Raw genomic sequence first — 18,802 nt, forward strand, 5'->3', positions numbered from 1 at the left:
CGGTAGGCATGGACATTCTTGTCGCCGGAGGCCACGGCCAGATCGCCCTCCGCCTGCTCAAGCTCCTCGCCGGCCAGGGACACACCGCCCGCGGCCTGATCCGCTCGCCGGACCAGGCCGGCGACCTCACCGCCGTCGGCGCGGTCCCGGTCATCGGCGACCTCGAGAACGACGAGACCCTGGACGCGTACGTGCAGGGTGCGGACGCCGTGGTCTTCGCGGCCGGTGCCGGCCCGGGCAGCGGGGCCGCCCGCAAGCGCACGGTCGACCTGGGCGGCGCGGTCAAGCTCGCCGACGCGGCCCGCTCCACCGGCGTACGCCGGTACGTGCTGGTCTCCTCCATCGGGGCCCACGACCCGGCCTCGGGCGGCGAGTCGATGAGCGCCTACCTCCAGGCAAAGGCCGAAGCCGACGAGTACGTGCAGGCCAGTGGTCTCGACTACACGATCGTGCGCCCCGGCTCGCTGACCGACGACCCGGGCACCGGCCTTGTCAAGGTCTCCACCACCTTCGGCAACCGCGGCCCGGTCGCCCGCGACGACGTGGCCGCCGTGCTCGCCGCGACGCTGGCGACCCCGGCCACGATCGGCAAGACCTTCGAGCTCTTCACCGGCGACACCCCCGTCGCCGAGGCCCTGTTCAAGCTCTAGCGAGGTGCCCGGAACGCCGTCAGGATCTGGTCCAGGATCATCCGCATCCCGGTCCAGTCCTGGCTCGGCACGATCGAGCTGTCCGCGGCCGCGCGGGCCAGCTTCTCCCTGAACAAGCGCTGGATCTCGCCCTTCTCGCTGACCACACCCTGATAGCCGCTCTTCTTGAGCGCACCCCACTGCACCGGCCGGAACGAGCCGTCCGGCAGCGTCAGCACGTCCTCGCCCAGATAGAGCTCGATGCTGGCAGCAAGCCCGTTCACGTCCGCCCGCGCGAGCGAACCGTCCGGCGATTCGAGAGTGGGCGGCCCGAGAGTCGGATAGTCGGAGGCGAGCCCGATGTCCGGATATCGCAGGACGCGGATGTTGTCCGGCAGTCCGGCCACCTTCAGGGTGGTGAGTTCCTCGCGGGCAGCCGCGTCGTTGTCGAAGATCGCGACAACTTTGTTCGCGATGCCCGCCGCGGCGAACGCCCGCACCATCCGGACCAACGCGCTGGCGCTGCCCTCGAGCTTCTGATCGAAGTCGAGAAACCGCACCAGGTCGGTGAGATGGGGGTACAGGACAGCCAGCGCCCCCGACAGCATCTCGGCATCCGTCTTGCCCTCGGTCAGAACGACCACGGGCGCATGGGTGGCGGCGACACCGCGCATGTCGCTCATCGCCGCGGAAGGCAACTCGGCCGGCCGTTCCGGGACCCAGCCACCACCGGCCAGATCCGTCACATCCAGGATCACCTCACCGGCGGGCCGGGCCAGAAGGACCAGGCGGAGCAGGAACCGGCCGTCCGGGTCGTACTCCTCGTCGAGAAGATCGAGCAGCCAGGCGGCACTGGAGATGACACGGCCCTGCTCGTGCGCCGATCCGGTCCCCGGAACCGCGGCCGCCAGCTGTGTCACCCAGCGGTCGGCGGTCAGCGGCCGCAATGCCTCACTCCAGGCACGCGAATACTCACTGCGAACGTCCATCCCGGGATCCGTGTCGAGCAGCTTGTGCCGGTCGAGTGCCTCCTCGAGCAGGGTGAGGGCAGCAGCAGGCTCGAAGCCCATGACGTCCAGCCGGTCGGCGATCACCGCAGCCGGGGCGCGGAATTCGACGACGTCGAGAACACCCTCGTCCTCGTCGGCGTCGTCGAAGTAGTCCGTCCTCGACACCTGGCGGGTGCCGAACATGTCGTTCCGGAAAATGGCGAGCAGCTCAGCCGGCACGCCGTTCTTGTAGGTCCCGAGGACAAGGGAGTCGACCTTCAGATATCCGTAGCTACCCACGCGTCCGATCTTGTCAGGCGGTGAGCAGGTCGCGGCGCTCGCGCATGAGGGCGTCCCAGCGGGTGCGGGCGGCAGCGGTCACCGCGGCGACCTGGCGGCGGACCTGCTCCACCCGGGAGGCCGAGTCGTCGGTCGCGCGGATCGCGTGGTTGATCCGGTCGCGGAGGGTCAGATCGGAGAAGAACACCTGGGAGAGCCCGGTCGGCTGAGCCACGGTCAGGACCCGGCCGAGCGGCTGCTGCAGGCCCACGTCGCCCAGCTCGGTGTGCAGCACGGCCAGGCACCGGTCCGCGTGCCCGGCGGCCCAGGCGATGCCGTCGAGCCAGTGCGGCTTGCCGGCCAGGAGGGCGCCGCCGAGCCAGCTGTCGGCGGTCTGCCTGCTGGAGGCCAGGTCGAGCTGGCGGCGCACCTCGCCGAGGGCACTCAGGGCGGCGTCGGCGGCTCCGGCCGCCTCGGTCAGCTCGCGGAGCTCGGCCTCGGTGCGGCCACGCTCCTCCGCGAGGGCCAGGACACGGGTGAGGTGCGGGCCGCCCGACTCGCGGAGGTGCCGTTCCTTGTCGTCGAGGGCTGCGGCGTACCGGGAGGGGAGGTCGGCGAACGCGGCCAGGCGCGCGGCCACGGCCTCGCGCTCGGCGTGGATCGCGGCCAGCCTGTTCTCCGCCTCGGCGAGGCGGTAGCGGACCTGCAGGGCCTCGGTCTGTTCCCGGGAGAGCTCCCGGGCCTGAGTGCCCCACAACGACAGGTTCTCCAGCCGCTCGACGTCCCGGGCCTCGTCGGCGTGCCGGTCGCGGAGACCGTGGAGTTCGGCGGCCTGCTGGGTGAGGCGAGCGTCGAGTTCGGCGCGGCGCTGCCCGAGGAGCTGACTCTCGCGCAGCATGCCGGCCAGGTCGGTGAGACGGGCCTCGATGGTGTCGGTCACGCCCCCGATTCGATCAGGGCACCGCAACAACGGCCGGGGCAGTAGCCTCCGAAGCATGGGGACAACGGGGGAAACACTGGCCGCCGGCAACGAGGCGATGCTCGAGGCGGCGTTCCGGACCGGCGACTACGACCAGGCCGAGCGGGCGTTCCAGGAGCTGCTGAGCCAGGCCCGCGCCGACGGTGACCGGGCGCTCGAGGCCGCTGTGCTGGACCGTCTCGGCATGCTGATGCACTTCCAGGCGCTCGAGGGTGACCTGCAGCAGGCCGACAGCGAGGGTGAGGAAGCGCTCTTCCAGCAGGCCCTGGAGATCCGCCGCGAGCTCGGCGACCCGGCGGGCACAGCCGAGTCCCTCTTCGGCGTCGGCCTGGTCCACCAGGTCCTGCGTCAGGACTGGGACGCCGCGATGCCGTACTACTGGGAGGCCCTGGACCTGGCCGAACGCTACGGCGACCTGCTGCTGCGCTCCGAGGTGCACCGCCACGTCGGCTTCTACTACGCGATGTCCGACCTGCAGTCCGACAAGGCCCTCGACCACCTGCGCATCTCCCACGACCTGCGCGCCGAACTGGGCGACGACCGCTGGATCCCCGGCGGGACGGTGGCCCTGGGGATCGCCGAGCTGGCCGACGGCCTCCGCGAGCAGGGCCTCGCGCACGTCCGCCAAGCGGTCGCCGAGGCGCACGCGGCGGGCCTCAGCCAGCAGCGGATCGAATGGATGGAGCAGTTCCTCCAGAAGGCGGAGGCCGGCGATGTCCGCCCTTGAGGACGCCTGGGCCCTGGTCCGCGACGAGAGCGGCCTGGCGATCGTCTCCACGCTACGCGAGGACACCACGATCCAGTCCTCGCTTGTCAACGCGGGTGTCCTGCCCCACCCGTCGACCGGCGAGCCCGTGCTGGCCTTCGTCACGTACGGGAAGGTCAAGCTCGCGAACCTCCGCGCCCGCCCGCAGGTGACCACGGCGTTCCGCAAGGGCTGGCAGTGGGCGACCGTGGAGGGTCAGGCGGAACTGGCCGGCCCGTCCGACCCGCAGCCGTGGCTCGACCCGGAGGGCCTCCGCCTGCTGCTCCGCGAGATCTTCACCGCGGCGGGCGGCTCCCACGACAACTGGTCCGAGTACGACCGTGTCATGGCCGAGCAGGGCCGCACCGCCGTCCTGATCACCCCGACCCGCATCTACAGCAACTAGAACGGCAGCGGGCAGCGGTCGTCGGCTGCGCAGGAGTCCAGGTCGTCACAGCCGGCCGCGACGGCTTCCCGCAGGGTGTCCGCGATCGCCCGCAAGCCGGCGATCCTCGCCTCGACCGCGGCGAGCTTGTCCGCCGCGCGACTGCGCAAACCACCCTCGGTCATCGCGCCGACCTCGTCGAGGGTGAAGCCGAGGCGCTGCGCGGTCTTGATGACGCGCAGCAGCGTGACCGTGTCCGGCGGGTAGAGACGGTGCCCGCCCAGGCTGCGGTCCGGGCTCGGCAGCAGCCCACGCCGCTCGTAATAGCGCAGCGTCTGCGGGTTCACCCCGGCCGCGGCGGCCAGCTCACCCGAGCGGATCATCGCGCGGCCAGAGCATCGAGCACACCCACGTACGCGGGCGGCACCGTCACGGTCACCTCGACGACGTCACCGAGCGGCGTGACGCCGAAGTCGAAGAACGAGCAGCACTCGCTCTCCCGGGCGGCAAGGTCGCGCACGGTCTCGATCGGCGCGTCGAGGACGAGGCGCAGGCGGGTCGAGCCGGTTCGGTCGCGGAGCCGGGCCGTGGCGAGGAGCGCGTCGAACTCGGCGAGCCGCATCGGCACCTCGGCCGTCGGCAGCGTGCAGGCGTCGGGTCTCATGCCACGACGGTAAGCCTGTACTCAGGTACCGGTTGCAACCCTCAATCCCAGAATTCCGCCGGCATCCCGACCTGCTCGGCCGGCCAGCACCGATGCGTTGGTCATTTGTCGAGCGTAGTCACGCTCACCGCGGGGAGCTCGGCCTCGACCATGGCCGGGGTGATGTCGCCGGCCGGGAGGTGGCGGGCGTTGGCGCGGGCCGCCGCCGCAGCGAAGGGCAGGGCCGTGACCGGATCAAAGGCACCGGTACGCAGCCAGTCGGCAGCCAGTCCGGCCAGGAACGCGTCACCGCTGCCCACCGGGAGCGCGTCCGGGATCGCCTCGTGGGTCACCGCGAATCTGCCGAAGCGGGCTCCCGTGGCACCCGTCGTGATGATCGTTTGCTGGCCGGACAGGTCGGCCGCTGCGGCTTCCGCCTCGTTGACCTTGATCAAGGTGGGCCGGGCCGCGACGGCCGCCGCCAGCGCAGGGCCGTCCGAGTCGACCACCACCGGAACACGATGAGCGTGAGCGAGCTTTACGAGTTCGGCCAGTGCCGAGACCGGCAGGCCCGGCGGCACACGGCCGGACAGGGCGAGCAGATCCGCCGCCGGGAGTTCGGCGGCGACGGCCTCGAGGACGGCCGGCCAGACCGTCGGCTGCACGGGCAGGACCGGCTCGTAGACCTCGGTCAGGACGCCCGCGTCGTCGAGCAGGCACAAGCATTGGCGGGTCGCCGCGCCGCTGTCCACACAACGGATGTCGAAGTCTGTCGCCACAGCCTGGAAAGCGGGTCCGGCCAGCGCGACGATCCGGGTGTTCACGCCCAGGTTGATCGCCGCGCGGGCTGCGTTGAGGCCTTTGCCGCCCGCGCGGACGAGCACCGAGGACGGCCGGTTGATCGTGCCGAGGCGCATCGCCGGGAGCCACGCGTACCGGTCGAGGGAGGGTGCCAGGCTGACGATCAGCAGGCGGCTCACCGCGGCCGCACCGTCATCGGTCCGACCACTTGGACGGCCTCGGCCGCCACGCGGATGCCTTCCCGTGCTGCGTCAAGCGGTGAAGCGCCAGCCAGCGAGGCGGCGATGAAGCCGGCGGCGAACGAGTCGCCGGCGCCGTCCGTGTCGATCGCGTCCACCGGGAGCGCGTCGAGGTGCACGCTGCCCGACGCGTCCCGGACGGTTGCGCCGCCCGAGCCGTAGGTCGTGCAGACGACCGCGTCGCCGAAGCCGGCGGGGTCGAGCCCCAGCGCCTCCAGTTCCCCTTCGCTGGGCAGGAGCACGTGGGCGAGGCCGAGGACCTCGACCAGGGCGTCCCGGGTCGCCGGCGTCAGCGCCGACGGGCGGACGTTCGGGTCGACGGAGATGCGGGCCCCCGCTGCCCGCGCCCGCCGGAGAGCCGTGAGCGTGGTGGCCGCCAGCGGTTCCCCGAAGATCAGTGCCGAGCCCGACAGGTGGAGCCAGCCGGCGCGTTCGGGCAGGTCACCGAGATCCCGGTCGGTGACCTGCACGGCGGCGCTGCCGGTGACCCGGAAGTCGAACTCGCGCTCCTCGCCCCGGTAGGTGATGGAGGCGGTCGCGGTGGGCCGGTCGCCGGACACGGCCAGGTGACCGGTCTCCACGCCGCCGGCCGCGAGGCCGTCCGTCATCACCCGGCCGTGGTCGTCACGCCCGATCCCACCCACGAACGTCGTCGGTACGCCGAGACGCCCGGCCACGTACGCGGCGATCGCGGGCGAGCCGCTCGGCCACGGCCCGGTGAACGGGCCGTCGTCCTCACGCTGGTACGCGACGATCGCCTCACCCACGATCAGCAACATGCTTGTCATCCTCAGAGCCGGGCGAGCGCTTCGTCCACCGAAACGCCGTCATGGGTCACCGCACGCAGCCCGGCCAGCACCGCCTCGGGTCGTTCGGCCCGGAACACGCGCCGCCCGAACATGACACCCGCTGCCCCCGCCTCGATCGAGTCGGCGGCCAGCTGCAGCGTGTCCTTCTCGTCCTCGCCGCCCGGTCCGCCGGCCACCAGGATCGGCGCGTAACAGGTCTGGGCGACCGGGGCGAACGCCTCGACCGAGCCGTTCCACAGCACCTTGACCAGGTCGGCGCCGATGTCCGCGGAGATCCGGCAGTACAGGCTGAGCACCTCGGTGCTCAGCGCCTCGGGCCCTTCGGCCTCCAGCGCGGAGCGGGGTTCGATGATCACGGCCACGCCGACCTTGGCGGCGTCCGCCACGATCCTCGCGTTCCGCTCGATCTCCGCCCGCTCCAGCTCACTGTTCCGCTGACCGATGTAGAGGTACGTCATCACGGCGTCGACACCCGCAGCCGCGACGTCCTCGAGCGACGCCAGCTGCGCGAGCACTCCCTCGCCCCGCCCGTCCTGGCCCGGGGTGTAGATCTTGCGGCCGTGGTTCTTCCAGTCCAGGTGCAGGACCAGGGCGGGCCGGCCGCGCCCGACGTAGAAGTCCTCGAGCAGCGGCAGCATGCCCGGGGAGACCATCACGCCGTCGGCCGTGCCCATCTTGCTGAACGCCGTTTCGATCTCGGCGCGGGTCCGCAGACCGGCGGGCGGTCCGCTCATCACGCCGTGCGAGGCGGCGACCACCACCGCCCGGCCGGTCCGGGGGTCCAGCAACCGGCCGAGGCGGATCTTCTTTCCCGTACGGGAATCCATGTCGTCCCTCTTCTGATCGGGCCGTCAGGCCGCGGGGCAGTCGAAGCTGTAGAGGTACTTGGTGACCTCGGGGCTGGTCAGGTTGTCCTTGGTGGCGACCACGGCGCCGGTGCTGATGACCTTGGTGACGGGCTTGCCGGTGAGAGCGTTGATGGCCTGCTCGCCCGCGGCGACACCCTCGTCGTAGGGCTTGAGCACCACCTGCGCGGCGACCTCGCCGTCCTGGATCTGCTTGACACCGGGCGGGTTGGCGTCGAAGCCGACGATCGTGACCCGGTCATCCTTGGCGGCGCGCAGGGCGGCGACGGCACCCTCGGTGTTGAACGCGGCGGTGGAGAAGATGCCGATCAGGTCCGGGTTGGACGCCACGGTTGCGGAGACGATCGACGAGGCCGTCTGCACGCTGTTGTTGGAGAACTGCTGTCCCAGGTCCTTGAGCTGCGGCGCCGCCTTGAGTCCCTCGGCGAAGCCCTTGAACCGGTCGTCGGTGGTGGTGACACCGGCGGACAGGTTGACCGTGAGCACCGAGCCGGCCTTGCTGCCGAGCAGCTCGATGAGCTTGGCGGCGGCGGTCTTGCCGGCCTCGATGTTGTCCGAGCTGACCTGCGCCTCGGCGATCGACGGGTCCTCCAGCGTGGTGTCGACCAGGACGACCTTGATGCCCTGGGCGGTGGCCTGCTTGAGCGGCGCGTAGAGGGCCTTGCTGTCCGTCGGCGCGATGATGATGACGTCGGGCTTCTTGGCGATGACCGCCTGGAGGATCGGGATCTGGTCGGTGGGGCTGAACGACTTCGGCGCCTGCACGTCGACCGTCGAGCTGCTGGCCTTGGCGGCGGCCTGCACACCGCAGGCGACCGAGCCGTAGTAGGCGTCGTTGGCGACACCCGGGATCAGCGCGATCTTGAAGCCGCTGGTCTTGTCGCCGCTGCCGGCGTCGTCACCGCCACCACAGGCGGCGATCGAGGAGGTGAGGAGAAGGGCCGCGGCCCCGACGGCGGTGCTCCGACGGTTGAGACGCATGGGGGGAGTCCTTTCTATCTGTTTCAACGGGAGGTGCGGGAGCGGCGGCGCAACTGGTCCAGGTAGACGGCCGCGACGAGGACGACGCCGACGGCGAAGTCACGCCAGAAGGAGTTCAGGCCCACGATGACCAGGCCGTTCGCGAGCACGGCCGGGATCATGGTGCCGACGAGGGTGCCGAACATCGTGCCGACGCCGCCGAAGAGGCTGGTGCCGCCGATCACGACCGCCGCGATCACCGAGAGGTTGTCGGTGCCGTGGCCGGACAGGGTGGTCGAGCCGAACTCGGAGTAGCTCATGATTCCGGCGAGACCGGCGAGCAGACCGGCGATGGCGTACACGCTGATCAGGTGCCGGTCGACGTTGATGCCGGCGCGGCGGGCCGCCTCGGCGTTGGATCCGATGGCGTAGGTGCGCCGCCCGTACCGGGTGAAGGCGAGGACCAGCCCACCGATCAGGGCGACGATCAACGCGACGACGACCAGCCAGGGCAGGCCGAGGAACCGGCCGACACCGAGGGTGTCGATGAGCTCGTTCGGGATGTCCTTGAGGTCGTTGCCGTTGGTGATGACCTGGGCCAGGCCCTGCGCCGCGCCGAACGAGCCGAGCGTGGCGATCAGCGGCGGCACCTTGAGCTTGGTGATGACCACGCCGTTGATCGCGCCCCAGACGCCTCCGGCCAGCATCGCCACGACGATGCCGACGAGGCTCGCGCCCCAGCCCTGCGGGCCCATCGCGATCATGACCTTGCCGGCGATGACCCCGGAGAAGACCAGCACCGAGCCGACCGACAGGTCGACACCACCGGTGATCAGCACGAAGGTGGCGCCGACCGCCATGACGATCAGCAGCGAGGCGTTGATCAGGATGTTGATCAGGTTGGCGCTGGTGAAGAACGACTCGAAGTCGAGGATCGAGAAGAGCGCCACGATCACCAGCAGGATCGCGGTGATGTCGGTGGCCGAGCCGAGGAGCAGCCGCTTGCCCCGGCTCTTCAGGGGCGAGGTCGTGGCGGTCATGCGTCTTCCTCACTCGTCCAGGCGCCGGTCATGGCACCCACGATCTGTTCCTCGCTGGTGTCCCTGGTGACCAGCCGCGCGACCCGGCGGCCGAGGCGCAGCACCTCGATGCGGTCGGCGACGGCGAGCACGTCGGGCAGGCTGTGGCTGATCAGCACGACCGAGCGGCCGGAGTCGCGGACCCGGCGGATCAGGTCCAGCACGGCCCGCGTCTGCGGTACGCCCAGCGCCGCCGTCGGCTCATCCATGATCACCAGCTCGTTGGCCCAGGTGACCGCGCGGGCGACGGCGACACTCTGCTGCTGGCCGCCCGAGAGCGTGGCGACGGGCGCCGCCGCATCCTTGATCTTGACGTCCAGGTCGGTGAGCACCTGGTGCGCCTTCTCGGCCATCTGCTTCTTGGCCAGCACCCCGAGCTTGCCGAGCAGGCCCTTGGCGAACAGTTCGCGGCCGAGGAAGAGGTTGGCCGCGGTGTCCAGGTCGGGGGCGAGCGCGAGGTCCTGGTAGACGGTCTCGATGCCCATCGCGTGGATGTCGCGGGGCGTACGCCCGGCGATCGAGTCGCCGTGGAAGAGGATCTCGCCCTCGTCCGGCGCGTGCACCCCGCAGATCGTCTTGATCAACGTGCTCTTGCCGGCGCCGTTGTCGCCCATGAGTGCGACCACCTCGCCGGTGCCCACGGAGAAGCTCGCGCCGCGCAGCGCCTCGACCGCGCCGAACCGTTTCCTGACCCCGCGCGCCTCGAGCAGTGCGTTGCTTGTCACCGCTTCTCACCTTCCCTTGCCGGGTGGCGGCCCGTGGGCCCTCGCTGAAAATTCAGAAATCTGTCTACTGAGCTGAGGCTAGGAGTCGTGTTTCCGGCATGTCAAGAGCCCAACACCGCCTTGACAATTCAATTTTTTGAGTATTGAGTTTTGAGCGAGCGTGAAACACACGCCACCTGACGACCAGGGAGTACGCCCATGCCGGTGATCGACCAGCTCCGCGACAGCCTCGGCTGGGACGTAGTCCTCACCGACGACGCGGACCGGGACGCACGCAGCCACGACACCTGGCCGGTGGCCACCGTCTGGGCCAAACTCGGCCGGCACCCGCACCGCCCCGACGCCGTCGTGCGGGCGAGCAGCGTCGAGGACGTGGTGACCACGCTGCGGATCGCGGCGCAGACCGGGACGCCCGTGACCGCCTGGGGGCTCGGCTCGTCGGTGACCGGGCAGCCGTTGCCGGTGGCGGGCGGGATCGTGCTCGACCTGGCCGGCCTCGTCTCGGAGCCCGTGCTGGACGAGATCGACCGCACGGTCACGGTCGCTGCGGGCGTACGCGGAAGCGATCTCGAGTCGTGGCTGGGCGAACGAGGGCTGACCCTGAACCACTCGCCGCAGTCGCTGGGACGCTCGACCGTCGGTGGCTGGATCGCGACCCGTGCCACCGGGCAGTTCTCGTCGCGCTACGGCGGCATCGAGGACCTGGTCGTCGGCTACCAGGTCGTGCTGGCCGACGGGACCGTGGCCGACCTGGGCCAGCGCCCGCGGGCGGCGATGGGACCGGACCTCAAGCAGCTGTTCCTCGGCTCCGAGGGCACGCTCGGTGTGGTCACACGGGTCACCTGCAAGGTGTTCGCACACCCCGAGCACCGCGTGGTCGAGGCGTTCACGCTGCCGGACGTCGAGGCCGGGCTGACCGCCATGCGGCAGATCAGCCAGTGCGGGCTACGACCGTTCCTGGTGCGCTTCTACGACCGGGACGAGGCGGCACACGCGGTGCCCCACGAGGAGATCTCCGCACCGGTATTGTTCCTGGGGCACGAGGGCCTGACGTCCGTGGCGACCGCCGAGCACGCCGCGGCCACCGCGATCGTCGCGTCGCTGGGAGGGACGAGCATGGGGGCGGCACCCGTCGATGCCTGGCTGAGCCGTCGTTATGACTTCTCCACGGTGGAAAACCTGCTCGCCGAGCCCGGTGGTTACGCCGAGACCGTCGAGGTCGCCAACGTCTGGAGCCGGCTCGCCCCGATGTACGCCGAGCTGAAGCAAACCCTCGCACCACTGGCGACCGAGGTGCTCGGCCACTTCTCGCACGTCTACGACCAGGGCTCGTCGCTCTACATGATCCTGCTCGGCCGCGCGGACGACGACGAGACCGCGCTCGCCCGCCTCGAGGAGATCTGGGCCCGGGCCATGAAGGTGGTCGTCGCGCACGACGGCGAGATCTCCCACCACCACGGCGGCGGCCTGGCCCGGCAGCCGTGGGTCCGCGAGTCCCTCGGCACCGGTTATCCCGTGCTGCAGAAGCTCAAGGACGGTCTCGACCCGGCCGGCCTGCTCAACCCCGGCAAGCTCGGATTCGGCCGCCGATGACCGCATCCGTGAAACCGGACGTCCGCGCGCACGTCGCGCAGGTGCTGCTGGCCCGCGAGGTGGGCCAGCGCATCCCGACCGTGCAGGAGTTGCAGCTCAGCACGGGTGCGGGCACCGGCACGGTGGTGAAGGCACTCCGCAACCTCCAGGACAGCGGTGCGGTGACGCTGACCGCCCGCGGTCATCAGGGCACGATCGTCACCGGCCGCGACGTCGGTCAGTTGTGGAACGCCGCCGCCCTCGGCAACTTCCGGTTGATCCTGCCGCCGCAGGGGCCGGTCGAGCAGCAGGGCATTCTCGAGGTCGTGCAGGCCGCGCTGCACGACGTCGGCGTCTCGGTCGTGGCCGCGTTCCGGCCCGGCGCGCGGACCCGGCTCGAGGACGTCTACCAGGAGCGTTTCCACGCCACGGTCACCTCGGCCGGCGCCCTGGACAGGCACCGGGAAAACCTCCCCGGTCTCAGCGGCCTCGACCTGGGCCCGGGCACGTTCTACTCGAACGGTTCGCTGGTGGTGGTCGAGCACGCCGGTCGCAAGCCGCAGGGTCGCCTCCGGGTCGGCATCGACCGCAACTCCGACGACCACCAGCGGCTCAGCGAGGCCGAGTTCGGCGACCGTGACCCCGAGTACGTCCAGTGCCCCTTCGTGCTGGCACCGGCCGCGGTCCTGGCCGGCGACGTCGACGTGGCGGTCTGGCACTCGATGCCGACCGTCATCCCGCCCGAGCTGGCCGGGCTCCGGCTCAGCCCGCTCGCGACCGCACCGGGGCGGGCCGTCGTCGGCCAGATCTCCCCCGCGGTGATCGTCACCCGGACGCTCGACCCGGGCGTCAATGCGCTGCTGCGCCAGGTGAAACCGGCCGACGTCGCCCGCACGCAGAGCCGCCTGCTCAAGGTGGCCGCGACCGAGAGCTACGCCGGCTCGCTGCGCCTGCACTGATCTCCTACAGAGCCGGCAGATCCTTCGCCATCTGCTGGGCCAGCAGCTCGTAACCCAGCCGTTCGTAGAGCTTCCGGGCGCGGTCGTTGGCGCCGTGCACGTTGAGACCCAGGCTGCGGACACCGCGGTGCACCAGCTCCGCCTCGACCGCGGCGATGGCTCCCGCGCCGTAGCCCCGGGAGCGGAACGGCTCGTCGATGTCGAGGTTGTGCAGCCAGCCCATGCCGGGTCTCGGCGGGGCCGGCATCGCGGCCCAGAGCCAGCCGACCGGCTCACCCTTGGCCAGCACCGTCCGCAGGATCATGCCCTCGGTGCCGCGCCCGTGCGGCAGCAGCTCGGCCAGGCGGCGGCCCGCGCGTTCCTCGGCCTCGCCGTGCCAGATGCCCTGCTCCTCCACCAGATCGCGGGCGTAGTCGGCGAACAGCGTCTCGATGCGGCTCTCGTAGTCGGCCATCGGCACCAGCTCGATCCCTGGTGCGGCCGGCACGTCGGCCAGCGAGCGGGCCAGCTGCCGGGCGGTCACCTCGAAACCGAGCCGCGTGTAGAGCCGGGCGGCGGTCGGGTTGTCACCGAAGACGTTCAGCCCGAGCCGGGGAACCCCCAGCTCGACCAGCTCGGCCTCGACGGCCGTGATGATCGCGGCGCCGTGACCGCGCGTGCGGTGACCGGTGTCGACCTCGATGTCGCTGATCCACGCCATCTCCGGCATGGTCGAGCTGGGGAGTGAGATCCAGATCCAGCCGACCTCGGCATCGTCCACGACGGCCTTGCGCAGCAGCTGGCCGCGGGTCGCCGCACCCCGGGGCAGGCGGTCGGCGATGTCCCGTTCGGACTCGGCCTCCGCCTCCGGCACGGAGAGCCCCCGCGCGGTGGAGATCGCCTCCGCGTAACCGGTCACCATCGGACCGCGACGGCGCGCGAAGTCCTCATCGTCCATTTCCACCAGCGTCAGCGCCATGCCGTGACCCTCTCACGACCGTGCGACACGGTTGCCCGGCATTTCTCAGAAGACGGTGATTACCGGTTGAACCAGAATCACCGTCGCCCGGTCGGGGTACTCACGCGCCGCGAAAACGCGCCATCATCGGACCAACCGGTCCGATAACGACCGGACAGGAGCAAAAGGAGAATGACCGACCCGCAACGGCAGTCCCCGCTCTCCGCGCAGGACGTAGCCGAGGGTAAAAAGTACGCCGAGGCCCACGATCCGGGCCCCGGCGAGGAGTACGCGGGCGAACCCGTTGCCGACCCCTGGGAGGTGGAGCCCGATGGCCAGCTGGATTCTGGTGCCGTGCCTGGTGACTCTCCGCAATGAGTTCAACCAGCTCGCCCCGAACCGTGACAAGGCGAGCGACGGCTCCATCGGCGACACCTCACACGCCGCGGCCTCGTCGGACCACAATCCCGACGAGACCGGCAACACGCCGTACGAGGACGCCGACAAGAGGAACGAGGTCCACGCGATCGACGTGGACCACAACCTGCGCCGGTCCGGCTGGACGATGAACCGGTGCCTGGAGATCATCATCACCCGGCACCGCGAGGGCCGCGACAACCGGCTGCAGAACGTCATCTACAACCGGCGCATCTGGTCGCGGTCGTGGGGCTGGACCGCCCGCGAATACACCGGGGCCAGTCCGCACACCGAGCACGCGCACTTCTCTGCGCGGTACACCACTGCCCAGGAGAGCGACACGAGCCCCTGGGGACTGCTGGAGGAAGACGTGACGAAGAGCGAGTTCAACGCCTGGATGACCGAGTGGGCGCGCAGCGCGGCGGGGCGGGAGGCCCTGGCCGTTGCTGTCCTGACCTACGACCCGGGCACCGACTCGAGCGGCCGGGTGAAGGCGGGCGGTGTGGCCAACCCGGACCCGGTCGGCTTCAAGTCCAACCCGACCTTCGGACCGAACTACGCGCTCAACCGCGCGGTGCTGGCCGCGACCCTGGGATACCAGATCCGTGACCAGGTGGAGAACGTCCAGGCGACGGTCGACGCCCTGGCCAAGGGCCAGCCGGTCGCACCGGTCAGCACCCAGGTCACGCCGGCCGAGGCGCTCGACGCGCTGGGCAGCGGCCTGTCGACCGAGGATGCCGCGGCGGCGCTGCGGTCGGCGCTCGGCGACCGGGCCGCGGAGGTGGGCCGGCTGCTCGCGGGCTGATCCACAGCGCTGATCTCCAGCACAGCGGCCTGCCGCTCCTGGTGCCCGGTCGGTGGCCGGGAACCGGGAGCGGCAGTACGGTGTCCGCATGTTGATCAGCTGTGGCTGCCCGGTGTCCGGGGTGTGGGCGGATCCGCTGTCGGTGACCGGGTTCGCGATGCGGGCCGAGGAGCTCGGCTACCACACGCTGTGGTCGTTCCAGCGGCTGCTCGCCGGCGCCGATCAGAACCTCGCGCCGGTCTATCAAAGTGTGCTCGATCCGCTGCTCGCGCTGACCTACGCCGCCGCGCGCACCACGCAGATCCGGCTCGGCGTCGCCGTGATCAACCTGCCGTACGTGTCACCGACCTACCTCGCCAAGCAGGCCAGCACCCTCGACGTGCTGTCGGGCGGCCGCTTCGACCTGGGGCTGGGCACCGGATGGTCCGAGGTGGAGTTCGCCGCCACGGGGTCGGACCCGAACCCGCGCGGGCGGCGTACCGAGGAATATCTGGCTGTGCTCCGGACCCTGTTCCGCGGTGGGCAAGTCAGTCACGCCGGGGAGTTCTACACCGTGCCGCCGAGTGTCATGGCGCCGCCACCGGTGCAGGCGGGCGGGCCGCCGATCCTGCTGGGCGGCACCGCGGACGTCGCGTTGCGGCGGGCCGGGCGGATCGCCGACGGCTGGGTGAGCAGCAGCAAGGCGAGTCTGGACGACATCGCCCGGGGCACCCAGATCGTCCGCCGGGCGGCCGAGGAGTCCGGCCGGGACCCCGATTCGGTACGCATCATCGTGCGTGGAGTTGTCCAAGCCGGCCTGCGCGACGACAACGTGCCGCTGTCGGGCACCTGGGATCAGATCCGCGGCGGCGCCCGCCTGTACGAGGAGGCCGGCGTCACCGAGTTGTTCTACGACCTCAACTGGGATCCGTTCATCGGCTCACCGGACGGCGATCCCCGCGCCGCGGGTGAGCGGGCCGAGGAGATTCTCACCGCGCTGACACCTAACGGCTGAAGTTCTCCCGCATACGTGTCAACCCGGGGCTCCGGATCTTCCGATGGCCCCTGCCAACCGGCAACCTGGGCGAACGCCGCACCACGCAGCGTCCACCCAGGGAGAGACATGAACCGCCGCCCGCTTGCCGCCCTTGTCGCCGTCGCCGCCAGTCTTGTTGTCCTCTCCGGTTGTGGTGCCCTCTCCGACGCCGCCGGCAGTGCCGCCGCCCCCGCCCCGACACCGACGTCCTCCCCTGCTTCCGACAGTGGTCTCGGTGACTCGGTCAAGGACTCGGGCGACATCCCGGACCCGTGCACGCTGCTGAGCAAGTCCGAGGTCAAGGACCTCACCGGACGCGAGATCAGCCAGATCGACGAGGACGGGGTCAAGGACGGCGACTCGACCCGGTACTGCCAGTGGCAGCAGCCCAGCGGTCAGCTGGCGGTCTTCCTGAGCCGGACCACCGAGGCTGATTTCCAGACCAGCATCGCCGAGGCGGAGCCGGTGGACGGTGTCGGTGAGAACGCGTTCGCGCTGGGCGGGCATCTCTTCGTGCTCTACGGCACGGTGTCGATCGACGTCTACAACCGCGGTGACAGCGACGAGGAGAACCTGGCCAAGGCGAAGAAGATCGCCAAGGTCCTGATCCCGAAGATCTGACCTCCGGGCATCAAAAAGGGGCGGCCGACCGGCCGCCCCTTTTCCGTGAACCTCTAGTTGAACGGCGTCAGCGTGATGCCGATCGACGTCGGGTCGCCGCTGTGCACCAGCGACTCCTGGTTGGCCACGTCGTCGAAGGCGAAGGCGTACGCCTTGCCGTCGACCATCTGCTCGTGGATCACCTTGTTGTACAGGTTGGTCGGGTCGTTCCGGTAGAACGTCGACGCGTCGGTGCTGGGCTCGACGTCCTGCGTACCCAGCGTGGTGCGCTGCAGCGCCGCGCAGAGGCTGCGGGCGATCGGGCCGACGACGAGATCGTTCGGGGCGCCGAGGTTGCCGTCGCAGCCCCAGACGTTCGCGGTGCTCGGCTTGGTGAACGTGGCCACCTGCGCGCCGGTCGAGTCCGTGAAGGTCATGACGTCACCCGAGGTCCGGCCCTTGAAGATCTTGTCGGGCTGGTCGGCGAACGGCTTCACCGTCAGGTCCTTGCCGGTGTACGCGGCCCAGGCCTGGTCGATGTAGGAGCCCAGGTAGTTCGGGTCGAAGTTGCCACGGTCGGCGCCCTTGCCCGGAGCCAGCACCCGCAGCACGGTGCCGTCCTCGCGCGACTGCACGAGACCGCTGAACGAGGCGTCGGCCTTCATGGCGTCGATGACCGTGTTGCGGCCACCCGGCTTGAGCTCGCCGGTCTTCGCGGTCTGCCCGTCCGAGCCGGTCACGCTGACCGAGTGCGGCACGGCGAACATGTCGACCTGCGAGCTGTTCAGCCAGATGCCGGAGTCGTTGTAGGTGAACTCGCTCCAGTCGAACAGGATGTTGCTGTTCGCGTCCCCGGCCGCCCACGGCGCGGGCTGCACGAGGCCACCGTCCTGGCTGATCTTGAAGTCGAGCTTGCCACCGAACGACATGTACATCCGGCCCGAGATGCCCTTCGGCACCGAGATCGTCTTGCTGGAGCCGTTGGCGGGCCCGTCGATCGACACGTCGGGCGCCGGTGCGGGTGGGTTCGCACCGCCGGTCCACGGCGTGAAGGCGCCGCCTTCGTTGACGTAGCCGAGCTTGTCACCGCTGACGCCGAGGACGTACAGGTGCGTGGCCTCGCCGCGGCCGGAGTTGTTGGTGACGGTGAGCGGGAGCAGGTCCGGTCCGGCGGCGGCCTGGGCGGTGGGAATCACCGCGACGGCGGCGGGGATGGCGACAGCCGCCACGGCGAGTCCGAGCAGGGTTTTCCGGTTGAGACGCATAGCCACCTCTTGGTCGGCCCCCGGGTGGCACCGGCCCGTCGGGGGACGACCCGTCGGGAGGGATCCGGCGCCGGCCAGGCCGCTTCGGGGGCGGACAAGGGAAGGGGGGTGCGCCCTGGCCGTCACGCTCCGCTGTGAGTGAGAGCGCTCTCACACAGATTGGTACGCACGTCCGGAGCTGTCAACCGATGACGTCCGCCGATGTCCGTGCGGTTACCACACGATCCCGAGAGGCGCACTTCGCCCTGTTGATGCAGCTCAGCACCCATCTTCGAAAGTTTTCAAGACAGTTGCCGATTTCCCCGGAGGTCCGGTGGGCACCTGTTCACAGCGGAGGCGGTCAATCACGAAGGGTAACTTCGCCGTAGCCGGATCACTGGGCTATCCTGCTGAGCCGATGACTACGCCTGCCTCTCCGCCGCCCGGTGTCTACCACTCCCGGTCGCGGGTCACCCGCAACCGGCTCGCGCTCGCCGCAGCCGGATTGGCCCTCGTGCTGCTCGGCTACCTGATCGGGCGGCTGCAGGGCGGCTCGGACACACCCGCGATCGCCGCTCCCCCACCGGCGCCGGTCTCCGCGTCCGCGGCGCCTGCGACCGAGCCGACGGCCGAACCGTCGACCGCCCCGGCCACCACCGAGCCTGCGACACCCGGCAAGGACGCGTACGCCGCACTTCAGGCCGAGGCGGCCTCCGGGCAGCAGGGCACCGACGTCCAGGAGACCGAGGACGAGGGTGGCGGTCAGAACGTCGGCTGGATCGCCGCCGGCGACTGGCTGCGGTTCGACGACGTCGACTTCGGCGACCAACCGGCGAAGAAGTTCGCCGCGCGGGTCGCCTCCGACGCGAACGAGGGCAGCAACGGCCGGATCGAGATCCGGATCGACAGCCCGGCGAACGCGCCGGTGGGCACGCTGTCCGCCCGCGGCACCGGCGGCTGGCAGGACTGGGCGAGCCAGGAGACCGACATCGAGCCGACCAAAGGCCGGCACACGGTCTTCCTGGTGTTCGCCGCCGACAACGGCGACGAGTTTCTCAACCTCAACTACTTCGCGTTTGTGCGCTGAGGCCGCGCACCCTGACGGGTACGCGGCCTCAGAACTGC

Annotated in this window: 21 protein-coding genes; 9 read left to right on the forward strand and 12 right to left on the reverse strand. The window is 70.4% G+C overall.

The window, feature by feature from the left end:
- The first annotated feature begins 8 nt into the window (after positions 1-8).
- The gene (locus AFR_RS33965; protein WP_023561358.1) at positions 9-650 is read left to right on the forward strand and encodes an SDR family oxidoreductase; all 642 of its coding nucleotides are present in this window, start codon (positions 9-11) and stop codon (positions 648-650) included.
- Here the strand turns inward: AFR_RS33965 and AFR_RS46930 are convergent.
- Together AFR_RS46930 and AFR_RS33975 are read right to left on the reverse strand one after the other, a co-directional pair.
- A complete protein-coding gene (locus AFR_RS46930; RefSeq protein ID WP_023561359.1) occupies positions 647-1,918 on the reverse strand; it encodes a HEPN/Toprim-associated domain-containing protein in 1,272 nt (423 codons plus the stop codon). The two genes, AFR_RS33965 and AFR_RS46930, sit on opposite strands and share 4 nt — an antisense overlap.
- 13 nt (positions 1,919-1,931) lie before the next feature.
- Positions 1,932-2,837, reverse strand: coding sequence for a coiled-coil domain-containing protein (locus tag AFR_RS33975; RefSeq protein ID WP_023561360.1), 906 nt, complete (start codon positions 2,835-2,837; stop codon positions 1,932-1,934).
- 55 nt (positions 2,838-2,892) lie between these two features.
- On the opposite strand from AFR_RS33975, the gene AFR_RS33980 reads away from it, so the two are divergent.
- Entirely contained in the window at positions 2,893-3,603 is a 711-nt protein-coding gene (locus tag AFR_RS33980; protein WP_023561361.1) for a tetratricopeptide repeat protein, read from the forward strand.
- A complete protein-coding gene (locus AFR_RS33985; protein ID WP_023561362.1) occupies positions 3,590-4,027 on the forward strand; it encodes a TIGR03618 family F420-dependent PPOX class oxidoreductase in 438 nt (145 codons plus the stop codon). The genes AFR_RS33980 and AFR_RS33985 overlap by 14 nt, the downstream gene beginning before the upstream one ends.
- On the opposite strand, the gene AFR_RS33990 is transcribed toward AFR_RS33985, so the two are convergent.
- From AFR_RS33990 to AFR_RS34025, 8 genes are all read right to left on the reverse strand, one after another.
- A complete protein-coding gene (locus AFR_RS33990) occupies positions 4,024-4,389 on the reverse strand; it encodes a MerR family transcriptional regulator (RefSeq protein ID WP_023561363.1) in 366 nt (121 codons plus the stop codon). The genes AFR_RS33985 and AFR_RS33990 overlap by 4 nt on opposite strands.
- The gene (locus AFR_RS33995; RefSeq protein WP_023561364.1) at positions 4,386-4,670 is read right to left on the reverse strand and encodes a hypothetical protein; all 285 of its coding nucleotides are present in this window, start codon (positions 4,668-4,670) and stop codon (positions 4,386-4,388) included. Before AFR_RS33995 ends, AFR_RS33990 begins: the two co-directional genes overlap by 4 nt.
- A 101-nt stretch (positions 4,671-4,771) precedes the next feature.
- Positions 4,772-5,629: a PfkB family carbohydrate kinase gene (locus tag AFR_RS44210; protein WP_023561365.1), complete on the reverse strand. Its 858-nt coding sequence runs from the start codon at positions 5,627-5,629 to the stop codon at positions 4,772-4,774.
- Positions 5,626-6,468 carry a carbohydrate kinase family protein gene (locus AFR_RS34005; protein ID WP_023561366.1) on the reverse strand — a complete coding sequence of 281 codons (843 nt, stop codon included), beginning with the start codon at positions 6,466-6,468 and terminating at the stop codon, positions 5,626-5,628. The genes AFR_RS44210 and AFR_RS34005 overlap by 4 nt, the downstream gene beginning before the upstream one ends.
- An 11-nt stretch (positions 6,469-6,479) precedes the next feature.
- On the reverse strand, positions 6,480-7,325 hold the full coding sequence (locus tag AFR_RS34010) for a class I fructose-bisphosphate aldolase (protein ID WP_023561367.1): 846 nt from the start codon (positions 7,323-7,325) through the stop codon (positions 6,480-6,482).
- A 24-nt stretch (positions 7,326-7,349) separates the two neighbouring features.
- A complete protein-coding gene (locus tag AFR_RS34015; RefSeq protein ID WP_023561368.1) occupies positions 7,350-8,345 on the reverse strand; it encodes an ABC transporter substrate-binding protein in 996 nt (331 codons plus the stop codon).
- Positions 8,346-8,368: 23 nt separating this feature from the next.
- Positions 8,369-9,364, reverse strand: a complete 996-nt coding sequence (locus AFR_RS34020) for an ABC transporter permease (protein ID WP_023561369.1) — start codon at positions 9,362-9,364, stop codon at positions 8,369-8,371.
- Positions 9,361-10,128 carry an ATP-binding cassette domain-containing protein gene (locus AFR_RS34025; protein WP_023561370.1) on the reverse strand — a complete coding sequence of 256 codons (768 nt, stop codon included), beginning with the start codon at positions 10,126-10,128 and terminating at the stop codon, positions 9,361-9,363. Before AFR_RS34025 ends, AFR_RS34020 begins: the two co-directional genes overlap by 4 nt.
- Before the next feature lie 198 nt (positions 10,129-10,326).
- On the opposite strand from AFR_RS34025, the gene AFR_RS34030 reads away from it, so the two are divergent.
- Together AFR_RS34030 and AFR_RS34035 are read left to right on the forward strand one after the other, a co-directional pair.
- Positions 10,327-11,721 (forward strand): FAD-binding oxidoreductase, encoded by a 1,395-nt coding sequence (locus tag AFR_RS34030; protein ID WP_023561371.1) that lies wholly within the window; start codon positions 10,327-10,329, stop codon positions 11,719-11,721.
- Positions 11,718-12,659, forward strand: a complete 942-nt coding sequence (locus AFR_RS34035) for a YhfZ family protein (protein WP_084298230.1) — start codon at positions 11,718-11,720, stop codon at positions 12,657-12,659. The genes AFR_RS34030 and AFR_RS34035 overlap by 4 nt, the downstream gene beginning before the upstream one ends.
- Before the next feature lie 4 nt (positions 12,660-12,663).
- Here AFR_RS34035 and AFR_RS44215 read toward each other — a convergent pair whose 3' ends face one another.
- The gene (locus AFR_RS44215; protein ID WP_023561373.1) at positions 12,664-13,617 is read right to left on the reverse strand and encodes a GNAT family N-acetyltransferase; all 954 of its coding nucleotides are present in this window, start codon (positions 13,615-13,617) and stop codon (positions 12,664-12,666) included.
- Positions 13,618-13,927: 310 nt separating this feature from the next.
- On the opposite strand from AFR_RS44215, the gene AFR_RS44220 reads away from it, so the two are divergent.
- From AFR_RS44220 to AFR_RS34055, 3 genes are all read left to right on the forward strand, one after another.
- The gene (locus tag AFR_RS44220) at positions 13,928-14,818 is read left to right on the forward strand and encodes a hypothetical protein (RefSeq protein ID WP_023561374.1); all 891 of its coding nucleotides are present in this window, start codon (positions 13,928-13,930) and stop codon (positions 14,816-14,818) included.
- A gap of 88 nt (positions 14,819-14,906) precedes the next feature.
- Positions 14,907-15,812: an LLM class flavin-dependent oxidoreductase gene (locus tag AFR_RS34050; RefSeq protein WP_041841353.1), complete on the forward strand. Its 906-nt coding sequence runs from the start codon at positions 14,907-14,909 to the stop codon at positions 15,810-15,812.
- Between the two features lie 108 nt (positions 15,813-15,920).
- Positions 15,921-16,454, forward strand: coding sequence for a DUF3558 family protein (locus AFR_RS34055; protein ID WP_023561376.1), 534 nt, complete (start codon positions 15,921-15,923; stop codon positions 16,452-16,454).
- 53 nt (positions 16,455-16,507) lie between these two features.
- Here the strand turns inward: AFR_RS34055 and AFR_RS34060 are convergent, their stop codons facing one another.
- Complete coding sequence (locus tag AFR_RS34060) at positions 16,508-17,698, reverse strand: beta-1,3-glucanase family protein (protein WP_023561377.1); 1,191 nt, start codon at positions 17,696-17,698, stop codon at positions 16,508-16,510.
- A 397-nt stretch (positions 17,699-18,095) separates the two neighbouring features.
- Between AFR_RS34060 and AFR_RS34065 the strand changes: the two genes are divergently transcribed.
- A complete protein-coding gene (locus tag AFR_RS34065; RefSeq protein ID WP_023561378.1) occupies positions 18,096-18,764 on the forward strand; it encodes a carbohydrate-binding protein in 669 nt (222 codons plus the stop codon).
- Positions 18,765-18,802 lie beyond the last annotated feature (38 nt).

It is taken from the genome of Amorphoplanes friuliensis DSM 7358 (assembly GCF_000494755.1).
Lineage (GTDB): Bacteria > Actinomycetota > Actinomycetes > Mycobacteriales > Micromonosporaceae > Actinoplanes > Actinoplanes friuliensis.

Coding starts and splice junctions, on each gene's coding strand:
- AFR_RS33965 (WP_023561358.1), top strand. CDS start 9: ATGGACATTCTTGTCGCCGGAGGCCACGGCCAGATCGCCCTCCGCCTG.
- AFR_RS33980 (WP_023561361.1), top strand. CDS start 2,893: ATGGGGACAACGGGGGAAACACTGGCCGCCGGCAACGAGGCGATGCTC.
- AFR_RS33985 (WP_023561362.1), top strand. CDS start 3,590: ATGTCCGCCCTTGAGGACGCCTGGGCCCTGGTCCGCGACGAGAGCGGC.
- AFR_RS33990 (WP_023561363.1), bottom strand. CDS start 4,389: ATGATCCGCTCGGGTGAGCTGGCCGCCGCGGCCGGGGTGAACCCGCAG.
- AFR_RS33995 (WP_023561364.1), bottom strand. CDS start 4,670: ATGAGACCCGACGCCTGCACGCTGCCGACGGCCGAGGTGCCGATGCGG.
- AFR_RS34005 (WP_023561366.1), bottom strand. CDS start 6,468: ATGTTGCTGATCGTGGGTGAGGCGATCGTCGCGTACCAGCGTGAGGAC.
- AFR_RS34010 (WP_023561367.1), bottom strand. CDS start 7,325: ATGGATTCCCGTACGGGAAAGAAGATCCGCCTCGGCCGGTTGCTGGAC.
- AFR_RS34015 (WP_023561368.1), bottom strand. CDS start 8,345: ATGCGTCTCAACCGTCGGAGCACCGCCGTCGGGGCCGCGGCCCTTCTC.
- AFR_RS34020 (WP_023561369.1), bottom strand. CDS start 9,364: ATGACCGCCACGACCTCGCCCCTGAAGAGCCGGGGCAAGCGGCTGCTC.
- AFR_RS34030 (WP_023561371.1), top strand. CDS start 10,327: ATGCCGGTGATCGACCAGCTCCGCGACAGCCTCGGCTGGGACGTAGTC.
- AFR_RS34035 (WP_084298230.1), top strand. CDS start 11,718: ATGACCGCATCCGTGAAACCGGACGTCCGCGCGCACGTCGCGCAGGTG.
- AFR_RS44215 (WP_023561373.1), bottom strand. CDS start 13,617: ATGGCGCTGACGCTGGTGGAAATGGACGATGAGGACTTCGCGCGCCGT.
- AFR_RS44220 (WP_023561374.1), top strand. CDS start 13,928: ATGGCCAGCTGGATTCTGGTGCCGTGCCTGGTGACTCTCCGCAATGAG.
- AFR_RS34050 (WP_041841353.1), top strand. CDS start 14,907: ATGTTGATCAGCTGTGGCTGCCCGGTGTCCGGGGTGTGGGCGGATCCG.
- AFR_RS34055 (WP_023561376.1), top strand. CDS start 15,921: ATGAACCGCCGCCCGCTTGCCGCCCTTGTCGCCGTCGCCGCCAGTCTT.
- AFR_RS34060 (WP_023561377.1), bottom strand. CDS start 17,698: ATGCGTCTCAACCGGAAAACCCTGCTCGGACTCGCCGTGGCGGCTGTC.
- AFR_RS34065 (WP_023561378.1), top strand. CDS start 18,096: ATGACTACGCCTGCCTCTCCGCCGCCCGGTGTCTACCACTCCCGGTCG.